This window comes from Brenneria corticis, from assembly GCF_003115855.1.
GTDB lineage: Bacteria > Pseudomonadota > Gammaproteobacteria > Enterobacterales > Enterobacteriaceae > Brenneria > Brenneria corticis.
Genome location: NZ_KZ819103.1, coordinates 19,456 through 35,104, shown reverse-complemented (window position 1 = coordinate 35,104; position 15,649 = coordinate 19,456). Strand labels below are relative to the sequence as shown.

Sequence of the window (15,649 nt, the reverse complement as noted above, 5' to 3'; positions counted from 1 at the left end):
GAAAGAAACCTCGCTTAAGGCAGTGTCCACCGTCGCTGGGCAAGATCAAACTTCGTCGAACCGCTAAAGGATGTGCTTCTGGTCTGTCCGGTCAGTATCCCACCCAAGCGGGTCATACGCTTTTAGATATCTGACCTCACGTGCCATAACATCCTCAATGTCCGCTTATGGCTCTTTGCAGAAGAACAGTTTAGGTCATGGATAAACTCTTTGAAGGAATGGTGTGATTAAGTGATTTGCCAACATTGGTCAAGTAATGCGCAAAGAGATGCCAAATCACATTCAATTCTTCAATGCCCCTGTCTGGGTGACTGACATCTTTTTTCACTTTCTCTATGCTGTTGAATGAGATAGCGTTATCACAACTCAAAACCAGTATTTATAGGGAAAACAATGACAAAAAAGATGCCTAAAGCAGAGATCGTCGAAGCACTGAGCGAGTGGTTTGATGTAAGCCGCTATGATGTGCTGAAAGACTTAACGCTAGAACAAATTTATGCTGAGCTGGAAAGACGGATTTTTGCCTATAAAGCTCGGCAGCAGTGGGAAACAGCAGGCGAAGAGAACCAAATGCTGGCGATCTACCATGATGCCCAAATCCGTTCTGGTAAGGTCATACATGAGACTAAATGGGTTTCTGACAGCCATATGCTGGCCCATAGTTATGCTGTCAGGCCAATGACAAGGAATTCACTGTTCAACTATGGACGGGCAATGTATCGGCTGGAAAATAACGTTGCTAAAGATGATGTTTCAGTGAGTTCAGAATACATATCTGAATACTTGAAACAGGGCGGGTTAAACCCTGCTAACAAGATGCTGATTGAAATTGATTTGGATGAAGCCAGCAGTGACGATCTGGCAGAACACTTAAAAGTGCTTATCACTCAATGGCAGAAGCAACTCAAAGCATCCAAGCCACCGGAAAAAGATTTCCGCTTTGGTCATAAAACATTCCAAAAGATACTTGATTACAAAATCATCCCGTTGATGGATCTTATCGGATGGGAACAACTCAACAATCAGAAGATCCCGTATCCTGTATTGGCTGGCCTTCTACACCCCGATATACGTTATGCCAGAGGCAGCGAGCAAATCAAAGATACTGATTACCCTCTATCTTATGAGTTCTTGAACAATGATAATTATTTCAAGTCGTTGAATGATTTCTTCATAAAAAACATGCATATAAAGAGTTCAAATATTGTTGAAGTCATTGGCATGAATGACAAACCTGAAGACAAAAAGAAAACAAGGGATGTTCGCTAAGCCTGAGCATCCCCGGTACTCACCTCCCATAAACATCCCCTAAATTCACTGGTCCTGAACTTCCTCTCTGTTCAGGGCTGGTGAACCAACCTCGTTTTTTACAAGCATTATCCATACAATTATTTCCATCAAATGCACAGGAGATAAATATGGTTCAAATCGTAGCAAACAAAAAACAACGCCTTATTCGTTTACCAGAAGTGATTAGAAGAACAGGATTTGGAAAGACGTGGATTTATACGCTTATTAAAGCAGGACGTTTTCCATCGCAAGTTAAAACGGGATTAAGGTCTATTGCCTTTATTGAAAGTGAAGTTGATGCATGGATTGAGAAAATCATTTCTGATTCACGTCCTGTATCTGAATAACAAATATTTTAATAACAACAAGAGGAAATAAAATGAATAGTAATGAAATGAAAAATATTAAAGACTCATCTACCAATATTTTTACTGCTATGGCGAAGAATCTTTATATCACAGGAATACGCATATATAAAGAACAAGAAGAATATGAGGTATTGGCATCCATTATGTTGGATAGTAATAGAACGGAATCATATATTTTGCATGTTAAAGAATATCTGGCAACACGCTTTGATGAACATATGGAAGAAGCGGGTAAAAGAGAAAGACTGATTTATGTTGATATGGATAAAGTTATGTCTGAAATGAGATATGTACATACTCAAGCATTACTTTTTAGTATGAGCTAACAATACAGTATTTGGCCCCAAAAAGGGGCTAATAAAAAACATAATGAATTAAATAAGCATTTAACTATGAGGATATAAATATGTCTAAAGAGAAGATAGGTGTTAATAAATCAACTGAACTGTTCTATGACCTTGCCTGTAGATCATTTTTCGCAAGCTGGAATATGTTCATGGAAGTCAATGGTGATGGTGACGCCAATGATTATTTAGATGACCCGGATTTTATGAGTCCATTTATTATCCATGTGATTAATCATATTCAGAACAACTTTGAAAGATTCACTGCCCAAGAAGGAAATCACAGTGATATTAATCAGGTTAACTTTGAACTGGTCGCTGCCATGTTAGTAGGGTATTCAGAAAGCTTTAGAAAGTAAGAACTAATCTTGCCCCGCAAGGGGCTAACCAAAAATATAAGAGGAAAATATAAATGGTAAACAACAACGAACAAAGTTCTATGACAAATAAAATATCTGTAGTAGTAAGTATGTTGTGCGAAGGAACCCCGAAAGTGATGAATGCTATTCAAGAAAGCTTTGATGTGTTTGTTGCCCTTAGTGGGTATTCAGTAGAGGAAATGATAGGGAATAAGAACTTGATTGATGCTTTAAATCGACATATCAATAACGATTTAGTTGATGAGTTAGATCTGGAATATGGCTCTGTTATCATCAATATCGTTTATAACAACTAATTACTTTTACTAACTATTAACATAATAAGAGGATTAAAGATGAAAGAGATTATATTAAATAAAAATGAAGAAGAACAAAACGAACTTATTGCCAACATCTTACAAGGATACTGTGATGAAATATATGCCATTTATGAAAAACATCCTGAAACAGCAATCGATATTTTGAATGATGGGTTCCTTTCAAGCATCACATATGATGTTTTGATAACTCGTGAGATGAAGAAATACTCTATAAAAAATGATGCATCTGATATCAATAGAAGAGATTTAAAAGCCACAATCTTGTATTGGCATCAGGAGCATATCGTTGAACTTGTATCGAAAAATATAAATCAGGATGAAAATCAAGATCCTGTTTATTGGAAGCTGAAAATGACAGTTGTTTGATCTTTAGATGTAATGAGTATTCCCTCGAAAGAGGGAAATAACATGAATGATAAACTAAGGGTTATAATATGATTGATGAATTCCACGTAATGTATATGTATAGAAAAATCCAAGCTGAAGCCGCTACTACTGATATCAAAACATTGAATCAACTGTTAAAGAAGTTCCGCAAAGTAGTAGCGGAGCGCCGGGAAGAATACTATCGGGAGATTGGTGAGAAAAAGGCTCAGAATTTGAGGGCTAAGAGATTACAACAGTTGCTTGAGAAAATGGGGCGTGATCGTGTATCACCGGAGGATCTCATTGACTGGCAATAGCCAGTCATAATAATGTATCTTTACCAAGCAACGGAGGTGTCTATGGGCTGGGAACTTCACATAATAAGAACAGAAAATTGGTTCGATAGTTCAAGCAATCCAATCAGTAGTGAGGAATGGCTCCAGCTTGTTGATGATGATAAAGAACTATCAATAGATCGCAAGAATGGGGAGTTTTTTGCTATATGGAGTGGTCAAAGTGAACACGATGAACCTTGGCTTGATTGGGATGATGGAAGGATTTCAACTAAACATCCAGACGAGGCGCTTTATTGTAAGATGTTGCAGATAGCTGATAAGTTAAATGCTGTAGTTGTTGATGAGGATGACCATAAATATTTACTACCAAGCGATCTGATGAATCCGTCATGGGTTAGCTCATCATCTACTGGTAAAAAAACATCTTTATGGTGCCGGTTAATGTCAAAGCTAAGATAATATGTTTATAGTGTGTTGCCAGAGATATTATCAATATCTTCTTCTTTATTATCATTCATTACTATAATCATTACGTTGCCGAGTAGTAACTGCATGATGTATTATTAAGTTCATTAAAAATTAAGTAAGGCTGAAGGAAGCAAAGATGGCCTCTATAGATAAAAGATTCCTTGATTTTATTAAATCTAAGAAAAATAATATAGTGTTGGACGATATCAAGGAAGATTTCAAGAAAAATGATGGTACTAACTCTAAGATGGCAGACTACTTGTTATTTAATAGAGAAATTATTTTAGAACAAAAATTACTTACAAATGACAGAACTGATTTGATTAATGAAAAACTTAATGAGTTAGCCAAGACTGATGAATGGCTCAAAAAATGTTGGTTTGGCAGTGTTCATATAGAGGAATTGATTCAAAAGCACCCTGATTCAGATGATTTCAGAAAAAAGATAATGGATTATGCTTATAGAAATATAAAAGATCTTGTAGCAACAGCCAATAAGCAGATTAGATCAACAAAACAATCTTTAAATATTCCTAATGCAGTCGGTGGACTTGTTATTCTTAATGAAACAATAATGCCATATGAATCAGAGAATGTAATGACAGAACTTAATTTTCTTGTTGAAAATCCTCATTATGAACATATTGATTTCGTTCTATATATATCAGAAACACGCAGAGAAACAAATAATATGATCGATATGTCAGCAATGATAAAAAGTGGTTCTGCCAGATATGAGTTTGTAAACTGGTATATAAGAAATATTTTCTCACTTGATTTTTCTTCATTTTTTAATCATCCTATACAGTTTTTATAGTAGGGTGGGTGTTTTTATCCTTCAAGTAATAGGTTTTCATAAAGGTCAAGCGATCACCATTAAACATATAGTCCGGGTTAATAAAGTAATAGTTCTGTATCATGGTCTCTGCGATAAACTTCTTGTCAGCAAGTTCTTTCATACCTTTGAAATACGTTGTTCTTGATATTTTTACGACATCTTGATCAACAATATCGTATGACATCAAAATAGTATCAGTGTCCTTATTATCCCTGATAGCAAGGTAAAGAATCTTGAAAACTTTTTTACCAGATGAAGAGAGTCCTTCAATAGCGGATACGCCATCAACATAAAGTTTCACGAACTGTGTTTTATCAACCTCCATAGCCTGAAAGAAACCGCCATTACCAACTTGTTCTCCAGTATTTTCATTTACTACTGCTAATCGATCTTTTCCAGTTGTAATACGTCTGACGCCTGTTTTAGTATGTAGGTTCGTATCATTAAGAAAAGGGTTTTTCTCGTGGCGTGGAAGACCTCTTCTTGATTTCTTTATTTCTTTTTTATCTGCTTGTGTATTATCTTCTATCATTATATTTATTCCTTTATTTTTTTAGTTATCTGCAAATTAAATACTATATATTTCCTACAAGTCAATACTTAAAGTGTATATTTTTTCAGAAAAATAATACTCTAGGTGTTATATTCGGATACTTGAAGTTCGGAAGTTTATAGAAATATAATACTTCATTATTTTTATTTGAGAATAGTTCTCAACATAAGTACCGAGATTCGGGACTTTAACTCCCGGATGTCGGTACTTCGTTTTAAGCTATGACTGGCCTGAGAGCATTTTTCTTCTTCATTATTAAATTAGCGAAGCTGAGAACAACTATGCAGAGTAAATTTTTTGGTGCAGTTTTAATTTTTATTACATTGGTTTCTTTCCTGCAACGAACCAATGTTATAAGTTGTTTTCATTTTTCTTAAATTTATATTTCAGCGAAGTGATTGTTTCATACAATCACGAAGCGCTGAATGATTGTGACTAAGTATTAAAATCTTACTTCTACTTTATTAGCGGCTATCGCCGCAATTCTCTATGGATAAATCCATCACTAACAGGGGCAAGCCCTGTTCCAGCAATGTGATTGTTTTGAACAATCACTAAGTGCTGCTTCTTTGAATATAGTTTTCCTATACGTTTAAGAGCAAATGCTATATGTTGAAGATAACATGCCATGTTCAAAATAGGATAAATTTTGTTGTTTTTTGATGGAATGATCTGGAAAAGATCTTTCCTCTTTTTACTATCAATATTAATAAGTCACCTCATCAAGATAAAAATACATATTTCAGAGTTAGGGCGTAGCCGTGCTTCAGCACATGAGCGTTAGCTCATAGATGGTGGATATTTTCAAAAAAAAGATTTTAATGAAATAGAAAGGAAAGCTTCGCAATATAAAACAACTTGCACTCAAAAACAGCTAATCATTTTTAATGTTGAAACCCCATATGGCGATCATAAAAATCGCCCGGTTTCTTTTAATCCTCTTAAGTATTATCTCTTACTTCTTGCAAAATTAAATTAATAAATAATCAGCCTGTAGCCCTTGTTGTATAAGACTTATAACGAAAATAGGCGACTGACTGTACGGTCAGTGTTCCTGACTCTATAGTAAGTATTCCTGACTGCACGGTGAGCTTTCCTGACTTTGCAGTCAGTTTTTATGTCATTTTTTAGCTTAAAAACGACAGTGCTTTAAATTATCGTTACTGGAATATTTGCGATATTTAAAATATTTTCGCAAAAAAATATGCAAAAAAACTTGATATCTATTTTATGCATGGTATTTAATTTATTATAAATAAAATAACAAGAGGTAATAACATGATGAATGAAATGGAAGTTGACTTGGATTTAGGATTAAATCCTTTTTGTTTTGAGACAGAGCTAAAGATTGAAACACGAAAGAAAAATCTAACTGTTTCAAGAGGAACGGAACTTATTGAAAAGAAAGATACAGGTAAAAGTTATTTCGCAAATATCGTTCATACACAAGAGGTCGATAAAGAAGAGTTCATTAAACTCTATACATCTCAGATAAAAGCGTACTTTGATCTCACGAAAACAGCATACAAAGTATTTTTCATCTTTTTACGTATTTATCAGGATGCAATAGGAAAAGATCACTTTTACCTGAGTTGTAAAAAAGCGATGTCGCTTGCGGGAAAGATAGATCACTTTGTCTTGTCTGAATCTATCTTTTACAGAGGGATAAAAGAACTCATCGAGAAACGTATTATTGCTAAAACCAATGAGAAAAACTGGTATTTCATAAATCCAGCTATTGTCTTCAATGGTGATCGTGCTCGCTTTGTTTCGGAGATTATAAAAAAGAAAGAAGCAATGGGAGAACAACCCGAAAGTGTGGTCAGCAATGGTGGTAGTAATAGAAATGTTAAAGGAAAAAACAAGTCAATTGAGTCAGTCATAGAAGACGTAAATAGCCAAGAAGACATAGATTTGTTAATCGCAAGATTGCAGGCTAAAAAATCCCAAGGGGAAATGATGAGTAAAAATATGGATAAATGTATATCTGCTGAGGGAACAACTCTTTTACCACCAGAAGATCCGTTAGATTGGGATAATATTCAGGGTGAGAGTTTATTTACAAAGATGATATTCAGTGATTAAGTAAATAAGATACGCAAGAGTATCTCATATGGAAGCGCTGGATAAAATGTTATTGATATGAGCTGAGTTAAATTTGAGTTCCCTAAAGCAAATATGGTATTAAAAAATAAAACCAAAAGGAAAATCAAAGAATGAATAATATTAAAATCATTACACTCTTTCACGCTCATAAAAAAATCCCATTTCTGACCTGCATAGTAAAGGACATGGAAGAAAATGAACAAGGAATAAATCTTATTCTTGAAAACGGTAATAACATTTATGTGAAAGATTACGATTCTTACTTCTTATCAGAATCTGCAAATGCCTGTGATAGTGAACGAATGGTAAATGTTTATGGAAGATTAATTTCTGAACTCAGCCAAGTCAGCGAAGATACAATAAGATCACTGATGTCAGAAACTGAAACCTATAACAGTCAGCATCCCAATACGCCAGTAAGCAAACTGGATGATTACTATTACTGTGGAAGGATGAAAGCAAATGGCCCGGATGAACCCAAACTGATGAACGTGCTTGGCTTGCAGGATCTGCGTGAAGCCCTACACCAAGACAGCTTCTTGTCTGAGTTGGAAGCCGATGGTGATATCGTTATCCATGACAACATGGGCTATCCAGTGGCTGAGTATTTACATTCTGGCATTAGCATTGGTATAGAACCTGTAAACTCCATACGTCAGCGAGATCTGACCAATGGCTACGTGGTGATGTTCAGGAATGGTGAGTACGAGCATGAGATTGAGGGCGATCTCTATGAGGCGCTATCACAGGCTGTTGATAGGCTTAAGAGCGCTGTTGTGTGGCATAAAACACAATAATATATTGTTTTTAATATCTTTTTATTGTATTTTTTCTGAGCAGCACTGTTGACTATTGGTTTTTACTACTTACTCATCCTTAAGTTTTGCATAACGAAGTAGCATGGTAAAATTATATCACCTATTTATAAATAGCTAGTGCGTTGCACTGGTCATTGCTCGATAGTAAGGATATCGACTTGGACATTCAGATTACTCCTGTCTTGATTACGTTAGTCTATGAGGCTCTTTTGAGATCATTTTGGCGAAAACCTGCGTTGAAAAAATTTTTGTTATCTTGCCATATCTCAGAAAGTTTTATATCAACATGGCGTGAGGATGAGTCAAAGCGGAATTTTTTAGACCGCTTATTCCCAAAATTACAGAGTAATCCTAAAGGAAATAGTGTTATTTGTACAATGGCAATTAATTTGTCTGAACAAATATCATTTCCTGATTTAAGGGGGTGGGAGGACTCTCAGCAAATGATATTATCGGCAAATAAATCAGTTCAAGAATTAAGGGTATATATCTCAAAACAGAAAGAGAAATATCAAAATGAGAAAGAAAAACAAGAATATAGAGAACGGTCGAAAAAAGAAAGGGAAGAAGTAAAACGTTCTGAAACTGATTTACTTAAATTAAGATCAGAGTTTGAAAATTTGCATAAAGACATTGGAACACAAAATGGCGGTTATGCATTTGAAGAATGGTTTTTTAGGCTTACTGATTTCTGCGAGATAATTAACAGAAAACCATACAAAACTGATGGTAGGCAGGTGGATGGTGCATTAACTATTGAGGGAACCACATATATAGTTGAGTTGAAGTTCCAAAAATCACAGTCTGATGCTATTGATATTGACACTTTAAAAGCAAAAGTTAACAAAATGGCAGATAATACTATGGCAATAATGATATCGATTTCTGGGTATTCATCAGTTGCTATAAAAGAGTCATCTGGCAGTCGCACCCCACTTATATTGCTAGATTATAGCCATTTGTATTTGTTCTTATCTGGTGGTATGAAGTTTGACGATATCATTTCACGAGTAAGAAGGCATTCATCACAAACGGGGGAAGCATATCTTGCTGTTAGCTCTTTTGGTGGGCTTTAAGAATAGAAATATAGTTACTTTCTGGCTGGCGGCTCAGGGTATTTGAGGTACCGTCTGACGGTTTGGTCAGAGCAACCAACCTGAGTCGCAATATCAACAATGTATGCACCTCTGCTGGCGCGTTCGCTTTATCATGTAAAAGTCCTTTCTGGTTAGCATGTTGATGTCTTTTCTGGTGTGAGGACCTCAAGGAAGAAACATGTTGGGTGGGGTGAACCATACTGATGGTGAATTACCGCCTTATACCACTGTCGTTAACTGAGATTGAGGGCGATCTCTATGAGGCATTTTCTGAGGCCGTAGATAGGCTTAAAATCGCAGTTGTGTGTATAGATAAGTTGGTTCATATTAAGCAACTATACGAAAGATGTACATCTTTAATTTTGTGTCGAGCTTTCATTAATATTAATTAATGTCTACGGATAAAAAATAGTATTATCATCATCATCTAGCATGATGAACTTATCGTTATTTGAAAACACTCTCTCTTCAGATGCGTTCCATATAATAGTGTTAATGTTAGCAACATCATATTTGCTGGCGTAATGTGTTCCATTTAACGGTATGCCTTTCGTTCCTACAATGTACATGTTTTTATTTATAGGGATAAGTAATATAGTTCCTGTTGATAATAAACCAAAAGTTTTCCTGTCAGGATTAGCTAAAATAAACGGGGCATCGCTTGTGATTATATTTATATTATCTTGAATTGTACATAACTTAAAATTGAAATAAAATAAGCTATTAGCAACTGTTTTTATCTGCTCTAACTCAATACAAATAATATCATCCTTTATAAAATTGATATCAGAAATATCTAAATTCTCTCCAGCGGCATCAATGTCATTTTTCATGCTTATCGCTATTTCTTTACATCTCCTAAGTGGAGATTCAATGTTATTCCTCCATAGGGGTGGTCTCAAGAAAAGTGAGGATAATAACCAAATGAATCCTTCATTATTTCTATCAAGAGTCATGTTTAATTTTAAATCATCAAGGAAATTTCCAATTTTAGGTTCAATAACATCTCCATACCATTTTTCTATTAGTAATGGCTTCGTATTATTTTCAAGTTTATAATAATTGTTTTTTGAACAGGCATTATTAGGATTTGTTCCATATGCCTTTTTTACCCCATCTTTCGGGAAAGCCCAAAGTCTGGAATCCCTTTCCCTACCATTGGTAAAACCTTTAAGGTAGCAGGCTGGAATGAAATGGTGATTAGTTTGTTTTCCCACAGACACCCCTTGTTAAATGCCCTGATTTTAATTTAGATAGTTGCAAGAACCTTTAAGGGAAGATTGGTATTTTACCGATAATCTTGATGAGTGACAAGGGTGAAAAAAGTAATGTCTTTTCTTTTGATAAGAAATTAACTGGGTTATGTGGCGAACTTTCATTTGGCGAGATATTTTACCTGATTAAGTATAGGTTTCGCTGTCTACATAAATTTTATTTAATATCATGCCGTCAAGGAAACATGACGGCATCCCGTACACAAATATTTAATCCAACAAGCCCTTTGAAACCTTACTTGCCGTCTGACTGAAATTATATCGGTCAACAACATCCCCTTTGAACCAAATATCCAATGATTTCATATGGGCTGTGCTGCTGTTCTTCAGCAGAGCCAGACCGGGAATGTAGTTAGATATCTGGCTCTCACCTGACATACTGGAGTAAGACCACATTTCTTGTCCGTCATTGGTCGCTCGCGTTTGTGGTTCACCGAACGTATTAATAATATCTTGCTGGGTAGTTTTCCCTTTAACAATTTTGGTTTTTACGGTTTGTTGAGATTCGTCTTTCAGGGATTTGTTGCCGTAAGTGGTGCAAGCGGTAAGAGGCAGGATCATCATTGCCGTAATAAGCAATTTTTTCATGTTATCTCCATAAATAAAAACTATTTCATCGACGTGTTTAAATATCTTCTATGGCTATAAAATATACTTCTGGAATACCAATATCCAACGCTCGCAAAGACCTTGATTGCCTACAGAAGATTTATTCACGGCTGGGATATTTACTTTCCAAGCCGGATTATGAATATCATCGGTTAAGATCGTTATCCCTGAACGTTGATTCGCTAAAAGCTTTTCTTTTCCATTAGCGATAGCGGCATTATTCATTCCGCGTAAAGTGCCATTACCATAAAATTTACCTGCTTCTGATATGGTGTAGTTAATTTCCCTGATGTTGTCATAAGAGTAGGTTTTATCTTGTTCTTTATTAAAGATGCGAACGGTGCGCTGCTTGGTATCAATGACTATCCCTGTGTTCTGGCATTCATACGATAAAACATCACCGTCCAATACTTCTGAAAAAGAGTTGTAATGCTTCTTTTTTTGTATGTCTATGGTGGTAATGATAATGATAAAAGCCACCACTAAAAATATGATAAGAACAGCTTCCACTTTGCCTGTCTCCGCGCCAATGCCTAACTGCACCTGTTCATCACCAAAAGACACTTCTGGCTTGGTTTTCTTCTGCCGAAGCATCTATCCCTGCGTGGAAAGCATACCATTCTAAAAGCCAATCTCAAGCAAAATGATCGGTATAACAGATCGATAATTATATATTGATAGTTAATAACGATTAAAAATCGTTTATCGATCGGTTTTTTAATTAGTTTAATCGATCGAATAACTAATTATGATAGTTTGCATCTATCGTTATTTTGTTTTTGATCGTTATAAACGATATGACGAGTCGTGAAAATAATTAAATTATATCAATTGGTTAAACAGGTTGTTTTGTTGGAGTATGCCTATTCGAGCCTGATAAAGCTTCTACTGGCGCAGGCAGAACACCTGAGAACACGCATTGGTAATCATTCAGAAAGGGATGGAAAGATGAAGAAGATTTTACTCGTTGCTGGCGCAGCACTGGTTTTGGCGGGATGTGGTGAGAAAGGCGACTTTGAGAAAGCGATTAATGCGAAAATTTCAAAGTCCAAGCTGTGCTACTCACTGCAGGACAACAACATAGTATTTAATGAAGGTTTTCCTATCCGGGTTAACAGTGGCTACCGTTCTGCCGGATACAATGCCAGCGATGAAATCCTGAAAGGGCTTGTTGAACAGGGACTGCTTAATGTTTCACAACAGCCTAATGGGTTTGGCAGTGTTGATGTTCTGGAAGTTACCGACAAAGGTCAGCAAGTTGATTTTTGGGACAAAAAAGATGGTGCCTGTGTTGGTCATCGTGTTGTAGCGGAGATCACGAACTGGACAGAACCCAGTGAAGCTGATGGCCTAAAAGTGACGCAGGTTTCATATACATGGAAATTGGCCGATGTGCCGGGATGGGTTGATAAAGATGCCTTTTCTGGTGTGAAGGGGATGGCTGAACCAGAAGAAGCCAAAATTGTTCTGGTGAAGACCAATAACGGCTGGTCTGCACGGTAATTACAGGAAAAGACGCTATGAACTCTATCTATTGGGTTGTTTTCATTGGATTGCTGATGAACATACCATCACTGGCACCGATGCTGTTTCTACATAAGATATCAAAGAAGGTGAAGTTATCGCTGGTCCTTAGACTTTTTCTGCTTAACGCCTTCTTGGTGCTGTCGTTGGTGACGTTATCGCAGAACACTACGCAAAAATATGGGCTGTTTCCTGTATGGATGGTCTTTTCTGCTATTGGGCTGTTTGTGGTGACACTACTTCCAACCGTAAAATTCGTGCGTAAGCATTTAACTGTTGGAGAAAGTCGGGCGGTTATCCTCTCATCATTCTTGATTGTCTGTGTCGTCAGATTTCATAGCGTGTTTTCAGATGTGAATGGCAGTGGCTACACAGTTAATGGATACAATGTGGTATGGACGTTGTTCTTCCTGTTTGCGTGTCTGTTGGCTTATTTCGGCTGTGCTGGAAGTAAAATATATTCTGGCTCTTATACGCCGTCATCTTCATTGCAATCAGATTATTTTAAACCGACTAAAGAGTACGAGACACAATCTCAAATTGACTACGATATTGCTGTGAAAGGGCGAAGTGTTCTGTCTGATCCAAATCTGAGCATTGTTGAGCAACAGCGTTATCGGGATGCAATTAAAAAAGATGAAAATATTAATTGTTAAGTATTAATAATGCCGACATAGTTATCATGGTTACATTAAATTAACTACTAAAAGTTGAAACGATCTTTAGAACGTTTCAACTTAAATAAATCTTTAAGCAATCATGTTTATTTTTGTTTTATAATAAATATACTCGTCATTTGATTCGTCAAATACAGAGTCAAAGGCTTGTATTAAACTTGCATAAAAAGCATCATTTGATAATGTAACCCTGCGTTTATCATTACGAAGAGAATAGCTAATAAATCTTAGTGCGGCAGAAAATAGAAAATGACCGCGAAGCCAGAATGAAAGTTCATCTTTGTTGATGGCTATTTCTTCTTCTAATAAACGCTGTTCTTCTTCTGATAAGTTAATCCCTAGTTTTTCTATATATTGCTGTATTTTATCCTCGCTCAAAGTATAAGAATTTTTAGATTCCATAAATCTATCAGCATTATCGCCAATAACTGAAACGCCTTTGGAAAATAAAAAATTAATAATATCTAGCTTTATAAGTGGCAATGTTTTATCATAAAAATCCAGCATCCATTTATTGACATTAAATTTTTTAATTTCTTTTGACGAATATCTTCCTAATAATTTTATTATGCGTAATATTATTATTTCATTTATCAATGAGTTTTCTATTGAGTATTTTCGTGTTCTTATTATTTTATTATGATCTTTAAGGGTTTTATCAAATTTTTTTAAATCCATATCGCAGGCTATTATTGCATCAATTTCACCATTGTAGACTTTATCTATGTAGGGCTGAAGTTCTTCACATCCACCAACATCTTGGATCTCAATTTTTAGATTTGATGTTTTTTTAAAAATTGTTTCCCAAAAGCAAATGTCATCAGGTCCTTCCACGTATACCATATAGTCAACTTGATAGAATAAATTTAATACATTTTGAGCTTCATTTGAATATGCGAGATCAGGCATGAACTAATTTCTCCATATCAAATATTGAGTTTTTATATTTTGATGCTACTTCCGGTGAGTGGGTTGCTGCGATGATCTGTGCATTTTGATTTAGTTTTTTTATAGCAGGTATAATATTTCTTTGCCATACAATATGTAGTGATAATTCTGGTTCGTCAGTTAAGAAAATATATTGTTGCTCTCTTTGTAATAAAGTTTCTATAAATAATATTAAAAGCTGTTTCTCTCCAGATGAAAGGTTATTATGTTCAATTATCCCATGATCATTTTTCACTATTAACTCCCCCCCATCAAAATAAAAATCTTTATCTACAATAAACTCTTTTATGATTAATAGGAATAAATCAATGGGAGCAAATACTAAAGAAGTCCTTTCCTTCGAAGTTAAGGACATTTTTATTATTTTTTGAGTTTTCCTGAAAGCCTCGAAGGATCGAAAATCTACATTTTCGATATTCTTTCTAGATTTGAGATTTTCTAGTGTTTTCTCAATACTATCTACATGGAAGTTTATTTTTCGTCGAATATTAGTATCTATAGCATTCAATTGGCTGTAAGCTGAAATAAGATTTTTTTTCTCAACATCTTTATCAAATGAAATTTGATATGCTTTATCAATAGAATCATCTTTGCTATATAATATTGATGCCAGAACTTCTTTTTGCAGTTCGATGGCAATATCTCTGGCTTTTTGAGATAGATCTAGCTGATATCGAGTTAAGTTTTGAAGAAGTTGTCCAAGTCTGAAATCAATAGGGTTTATAAGTCTTGAACCATACTTATCTCTAACTTCATAATCTTCACCATTTCTCATCCTATATACAGATAATGATGAGAGTGATACTAAGTTTTGTAAGGCTATTCGTAATTCCTCTGATTCAGCGAGAGCTCGTCTTTTATAACTTACTGATATTCTTCTATCATCAGAATTAAATAATCTAACGTAATATTTTTTTGTTGATAATTGGTATTCTATTACAGAATAAGGGCTGTTATTGTCTTCTATTTTTGATACTTTTATTGTTTTTCTTTTGCTTCCGTTTTTTAATTTTATTTCGGCGGAATGAAAGTCATTATCATTAATTCCATCTAAATCTACTGATAAGATTGAGTGGAGTATATTCATGAAGGTTGTTTTACCAGTGCCATTTCGACCAATGATTATATTTACATCATCGTTAAAATGACAGTTGGCATTGAATCGCTGCCAAAATCCATTAATTAGCACACTATTTATTTTATACATATTAGTCTCAATAATATACCATATTTTTTGCATTATGGGTTATTTTATAAGAACTTTAAGTCTGGTGATATACAGTATATTCATTACAGCAAAATATAATTATTTGTCAACTTTTTAATTATGAAGGTGAGGAATTAGAACGATTAGATTCATGTGCTCTATTGTC

Annotated in this window: 20 protein-coding genes and 1 pseudogene; 14 read left to right on the top strand and 7 right to left on the bottom strand. The window is 35.1% G+C overall.

What is annotated here, in order from left to right:
• Positions 1 to 393 precede the first annotated feature (393 nt).
• The 9 genes from DDT56_RS22705 (at position 394) to DDT56_RS22665 (ending at position 4,649) form a co-directional block, all read left to right on the top strand.
• Complete coding sequence (locus DDT56_RS22705) at positions 394 to 1,269, top strand: DUF6387 family protein (protein ID WP_136168642.1); 876 nt, start codon at positions 394 to 396, stop codon at positions 1,267 to 1,269.
• A 149-nt stretch (positions 1,270 to 1,418) separates the two neighbouring features.
• Entirely contained in the window at positions 1,419 to 1,637 is a 219-nt protein-coding gene (locus tag DDT56_RS22700) for a helix-turn-helix transcriptional regulator (RefSeq protein WP_119880476.1), read from the top strand.
• Positions 1,638 to 1,669: 32 nt separating this feature from the next.
• Positions 1,670 to 1,984, top strand: a complete 315-nt coding sequence (locus tag DDT56_RS22695) for a hypothetical protein (protein WP_136168641.1) — start codon at positions 1,670 to 1,672, stop codon at positions 1,982 to 1,984.
• An 80-nt stretch (positions 1,985 to 2,064) separates the two neighbouring features.
• On the top strand, positions 2,065 to 2,361 hold the full coding sequence (locus tag DDT56_RS22690; protein WP_136154650.1) for a hypothetical protein: 297 nt from the start codon (positions 2,065 to 2,067) through the stop codon (positions 2,359 to 2,361).
• An 80-nt stretch (positions 2,362 to 2,441) separates the two neighbouring features.
• Positions 2,442 to 2,678, top strand: coding sequence for a hypothetical protein (locus DDT56_RS22685; protein ID WP_136168646.1), 237 nt, complete (start codon positions 2,442 to 2,444; stop codon positions 2,676 to 2,678).
• Between the two features lie 39 nt (positions 2,679 to 2,717).
• Positions 2,718 to 3,068 (top strand): hypothetical protein, encoded by a 351-nt coding sequence (locus DDT56_RS22680; protein WP_136168640.1) that lies wholly within the window; start codon positions 2,718 to 2,720, stop codon positions 3,066 to 3,068.
• Between the two features lie 68 nt (positions 3,069 to 3,136).
• Positions 3,137 to 3,385 carry an H-NS family histone-like protein gene (locus DDT56_RS22675; RefSeq protein ID WP_136168639.1) on the top strand — a complete coding sequence of 83 codons (249 nt, stop codon included), beginning with the start codon at positions 3,137 to 3,139 and terminating at the stop codon, positions 3,383 to 3,385.
• Positions 3,386 to 3,427: 42 nt separating this feature from the next.
• A complete protein-coding gene (locus DDT56_RS22670) occupies positions 3,428 to 3,823 on the top strand; it encodes a hypothetical protein (RefSeq protein WP_136168638.1) in 396 nt (131 codons plus the stop codon).
• Between the two features lie 145 nt (positions 3,824 to 3,968).
• A complete protein-coding gene (locus DDT56_RS22665; protein ID WP_136168637.1) occupies positions 3,969 to 4,649 on the top strand; it encodes a hypothetical protein in 681 nt (226 codons plus the stop codon).
• On the opposite strand, the gene DDT56_RS22660 is transcribed toward DDT56_RS22665, so the two are convergent.
• Positions 4,633 to 5,202: a replication/maintenance protein RepL gene (locus tag DDT56_RS22660; protein WP_136168636.1), complete on the bottom strand. Its 570-nt coding sequence runs from the start codon at positions 5,200 to 5,202 to the stop codon at positions 4,633 to 4,635. The genes DDT56_RS22665 and DDT56_RS22660 overlap by 17 nt on opposite strands.
• A gap of 1,302 nt (positions 5,203 to 6,504) precedes the next feature.
• Here DDT56_RS22660 and DDT56_RS22655 point away from each other — a divergent pair.
• The 3 genes from DDT56_RS22655 to DDT56_RS22645 all read left to right on the top strand — a co-directional run bounded on the left by DDT56_RS22655 (position 6,505) and on the right by DDT56_RS22645 (position 9,223).
• A complete protein-coding gene (locus DDT56_RS22655) occupies positions 6,505 to 7,308 on the top strand; it encodes a hypothetical protein (protein WP_136168645.1) in 804 nt (267 codons plus the stop codon).
• A gap of 131 nt (positions 7,309 to 7,439) precedes the next feature.
• Positions 7,440 to 8,126 (top strand): hypothetical protein, encoded by a 687-nt coding sequence (locus DDT56_RS22650; RefSeq protein WP_136168635.1) that lies wholly within the window; start codon positions 7,440 to 7,442, stop codon positions 8,124 to 8,126.
• A 179-nt stretch (positions 8,127 to 8,305) separates the two neighbouring features.
• Positions 8,306 to 9,223, top strand: coding sequence for a hypothetical protein (locus DDT56_RS22645; RefSeq protein ID WP_210417072.1), 918 nt, complete (start codon positions 8,306 to 8,308; stop codon positions 9,221 to 9,223).
• A 17-nt stretch (positions 9,224 to 9,240) separates the two neighbouring features.
• Here the strand turns inward: DDT56_RS22645 and DDT56_RS22640 are convergent.
• The 4 genes and pseudogenes from DDT56_RS22640 to DDT56_RS22620 form a co-directional block, all read right to left on the bottom strand.
• A pseudogene (locus DDT56_RS22640) lies at positions 9,241 to 9,382 on the bottom strand (IS21 family transposase); the annotation flags it as partial.
• Positions 9,383 to 9,639: 257 nt separating this feature from the next.
• A complete protein-coding gene (locus DDT56_RS22630; protein WP_168197681.1) occupies positions 9,640 to 10,461 on the bottom strand; it encodes a DUF4238 domain-containing protein in 822 nt (273 codons plus the stop codon).
• Positions 10,462 to 10,728: 267 nt separating this feature from the next.
• The gene (locus DDT56_RS22625; RefSeq protein ID WP_136168632.1) at positions 10,729 to 11,106 is read right to left on the bottom strand and encodes a hypothetical protein; all 378 of its coding nucleotides are present in this window, start codon (positions 11,104 to 11,106) and stop codon (positions 10,729 to 10,731) included.
• Positions 11,107 to 11,160: 54 nt separating this feature from the next.
• Positions 11,161 to 11,637 carry a DUF4755 domain-containing protein gene (locus tag DDT56_RS22620; protein ID WP_136168643.1) on the bottom strand — a complete coding sequence of 159 codons (477 nt, stop codon included), beginning with the start codon at positions 11,635 to 11,637 and terminating at the stop codon, positions 11,161 to 11,163.
• Positions 11,638 to 12,075: 438 nt separating this feature from the next.
• On the opposite strand from DDT56_RS22620, the gene DDT56_RS22610 reads away from it, so the two are divergent.
• Together DDT56_RS22610 and DDT56_RS22605 are read left to right on the top strand one after the other, a co-directional pair.
• Positions 12,076 to 12,630 carry a membrane lipoprotein lipid attachment site-containing protein gene (locus tag DDT56_RS22610; RefSeq protein ID WP_136168631.1) on the top strand — a complete coding sequence of 185 codons (555 nt, stop codon included), beginning with the start codon at positions 12,076 to 12,078 and terminating at the stop codon, positions 12,628 to 12,630.
• Between the two features lie 17 nt (positions 12,631 to 12,647).
• Positions 12,648 to 13,307, top strand: a complete 660-nt coding sequence (locus DDT56_RS22605) for a hypothetical protein (protein WP_136168630.1) — start codon at positions 12,648 to 12,650, stop codon at positions 13,305 to 13,307.
• A gap of 93 nt (positions 13,308 to 13,400) precedes the next feature.
• On the opposite strand, the gene DDT56_RS22600 is transcribed toward DDT56_RS22605, so the two are convergent.
• Together DDT56_RS22600 and DDT56_RS22595 are read right to left on the bottom strand one after the other, a co-directional pair.
• The gene (locus tag DDT56_RS22600) at positions 13,401 to 14,237 is read right to left on the bottom strand and encodes a DUF4435 domain-containing protein (protein ID WP_136168629.1); all 837 of its coding nucleotides are present in this window, start codon (positions 14,235 to 14,237) and stop codon (positions 13,401 to 13,403) included.
• A complete protein-coding gene (locus DDT56_RS22595) occupies positions 14,230 to 15,483 on the bottom strand; it encodes an AAA family ATPase (RefSeq protein ID WP_136168628.1) in 1,254 nt (417 codons plus the stop codon). The genes DDT56_RS22600 and DDT56_RS22595 overlap by 8 nt, the downstream gene beginning before the upstream one ends.
• Positions 15,484 to 15,649 lie beyond the last annotated feature (166 nt).

Excerpts from the sequence above, each read along its gene's own strand:
- DDT56_RS22705 (WP_136168642.1), top strand. The coding sequence starts at position 394 with ATGACAAAAAAGATGCCTAAAGCAGAGATCGTCGAAGCACTGAGCGAG.
- DDT56_RS22700 (WP_119880476.1), top strand. The coding sequence starts at position 1,419 with ATGGTTCAAATCGTAGCAAACAAAAAACAACGCCTTATTCGTTTACCA.
- DDT56_RS22695 (WP_136168641.1), top strand. The coding sequence starts at position 1,670 with ATGAATAGTAATGAAATGAAAAATATTAAAGACTCATCTACCAATATT.
- DDT56_RS22690 (WP_136154650.1), top strand. The coding sequence starts at position 2,065 with ATGTCTAAAGAGAAGATAGGTGTTAATAAATCAACTGAACTGTTCTAT.
- DDT56_RS22685 (WP_136168646.1), top strand. The coding sequence starts at position 2,442 with ATGACAAATAAAATATCTGTAGTAGTAAGTATGTTGTGCGAAGGAACC.
- DDT56_RS22680 (WP_136168640.1), top strand. The coding sequence starts at position 2,718 with ATGAAAGAGATTATATTAAATAAAAATGAAGAAGAACAAAACGAACTT.
- DDT56_RS22675 (WP_136168639.1), top strand. The coding sequence starts at position 3,137 with ATGATTGATGAATTCCACGTAATGTATATGTATAGAAAAATCCAAGCT.
- DDT56_RS22670 (WP_136168638.1), top strand. The coding sequence starts at position 3,428 with ATGGGCTGGGAACTTCACATAATAAGAACAGAAAATTGGTTCGATAGT.
- DDT56_RS22665 (WP_136168637.1), top strand. The coding sequence starts at position 3,969 with ATGGCCTCTATAGATAAAAGATTCCTTGATTTTATTAAATCTAAGAAA.
- DDT56_RS22660 (WP_136168636.1), bottom strand. The coding sequence starts at position 5,202 with ATGATAGAAGATAATACACAAGCAGATAAAAAAGAAATAAAGAAATCA.
- DDT56_RS22655 (WP_136168645.1), top strand. The coding sequence starts at position 6,505 with ATGAATGAAATGGAAGTTGACTTGGATTTAGGATTAAATCCTTTTTGT.
- DDT56_RS22650 (WP_136168635.1), top strand. The coding sequence starts at position 7,440 with ATGAATAATATTAAAATCATTACACTCTTTCACGCTCATAAAAAAATC.
- DDT56_RS22625 (WP_136168632.1), bottom strand. The coding sequence starts at position 11,106 with ATGAAAAAATTGCTTATTACGGCAATGATGATCCTGCCTCTTACCGCT.
- DDT56_RS22610 (WP_136168631.1), top strand. The coding sequence starts at position 12,076 with ATGAAGAAGATTTTACTCGTTGCTGGCGCAGCACTGGTTTTGGCGGGA.
- DDT56_RS22605 (WP_136168630.1), top strand. The coding sequence starts at position 12,648 with ATGAACTCTATCTATTGGGTTGTTTTCATTGGATTGCTGATGAACATA.
- DDT56_RS22600 (WP_136168629.1), bottom strand. The coding sequence starts at position 14,237 with ATGCCTGATCTCGCATATTCAAATGAAGCTCAAAATGTATTAAATTTA.
- DDT56_RS22595 (WP_136168628.1), bottom strand. The coding sequence starts at position 15,483 with ATGTATAAAATAAATAGTGTGCTAATTAATGGATTTTGGCAGCGATTC.